Source organism: Ideonella sp. P3_A4, from assembly GCF_056403075.1.
In genome coordinates, this window is record NZ_JBFUGE010001082.1 from 1 (window position 1) to 1,281 (window position 1,281).

The following is a 1,281-nucleotide window of genomic DNA, read 5'->3' on the forward strand; positions in this document are numbered from 1 at the left end:
CCTCACGGCCATGCCCCTCGCATCCGCGTGACCCTCGCGTCGGCATGCCCACCACGCGTGCACCGGCTGCGGCACGAAATGCCTCGGCAGAAGACATGAGGGGCGACTGACTCGTTGTGACGGCTCTTGTCAGTCAACCACGGCAGTGGCTTCGACTTCGACAAGGACACCCGGTTCGAACAAGACAGACACGCCGATCAGCGAAGCTGGTGCGGGCGCTGTTTGCAGCTCGTCCGCTACACGCTCGAGCCCTGCCGCGAGGGCCGGCATGAGCTCGAGCCTCCAATCGACCACATAGATGGTCAGTCGAACGACGTCCTTGAATGTCGCGCCAGCCGCTGCCAGCGCCGTGGCCACGTTGCGGTAGGCCTGCGCGACTTGGGCGGCCAGGTCGCCCGGTCCGACGAGTTTCCCGTCCGGTCCATAGGCGACCTGCCCGGCGACGTGCACTTGCTTGGTTCCCGTCGCGATGGCCACCTGTCGGTACACCTCGGGCTTGAAGAGCCCTTCCGGGTTCATGAGCGTCACGGGCATGAAGGCTTTCTGTTGATTGCGATGCGATTCACTGTAGACAAACCACTGTCGAACCGGCTTCTACACACAGGCGACGGCGTTTCGTTGGATCTGTGCTCTTGTCCCTCGCGGCTGAAGCACCCGTTGCGCTGCTAGCATCGGCCGGCCCCTGCTTCCCRAGAGCCTTTCGCCGAATCGGCACCCCCTTTCATGCTGCGCGCCCACCTGAACGACATCCTCGTATTCATGGCCGTCGTCGACAGGGGAAGCTTCGTCGCAGGCGGTCAGGCGATGGGCTTGACGCGGTCGGCGGCCGGCAAGGCGATCAGTCGACTCGAAGAGCGGCTCGGTTCACGCCTGCTGAACCGCACGACCCGTGCCTTGAGCCTAACCGGCGAGGGGCGCACGCTCTACGAGCACGGCCTGCGAATCCTCGAAGCGGTTGATGCGGCCGAAGAGAGCGTTGCCGGCTCTGGCGGCGTGCCCAGAGGTGTTCTGCGGATCACATTGCCCGACGCCTTCGGTCGCCACGTCGCACTGCCGGTGCTGAAGAAGTACCTCGATGCATGGCCGGAGGTTCAGGTCGAAGTCAACCTCACCGATCGCCTGGCCGACCTTGTCGAGGAAGGGTTCGACCTGGCGCTGCGCATCGGCGGCGCCGACCTGGACGCCGGGCTGGTCTCGCGCGTCGTGGCAAGCTACAAAGTGTCGATCTGCGCCTCACCGGCCTACCTCGACCAACGCGGAACACCCGCGACCGTTGGCGAT

Annotated in this window: 2 protein-coding genes; one reads left to right on the top strand and one right to left on the bottom strand. The window is 65.0% G+C overall.

Going from position 1 to position 1,281, the window contains the following annotated elements:
* Positions 1-129: 129 nt before the first annotated feature.
* The gene (locus AC1DYI_RS36020) at positions 130-534 is read right to left on the bottom strand and encodes a RidA family protein (protein ID WP_477208881.1); all 405 of its coding nucleotides are present in this window, start codon (positions 532-534) and stop codon (positions 130-132) included.
* 189 nt (positions 535-723) lie between these two features.
* On the opposite strand from AC1DYI_RS36020, the gene AC1DYI_RS36025 reads away from it, so the two are divergent.
* Positions 724-1,281 (top strand): LysR family transcriptional regulator (locus AC1DYI_RS36025; RefSeq protein ID WP_477208882.1); only part of this gene is annotated, 558 nt, incomplete at its 3' end.

Coding starts and splice junctions, on each gene's coding strand:
- AC1DYI_RS36020 (WP_477208881.1), bottom strand. CDS start 534: ATGCCCGTGACGCTCATGAACCCGGAAGGGCTCTTCAAGCCCGAGGTG.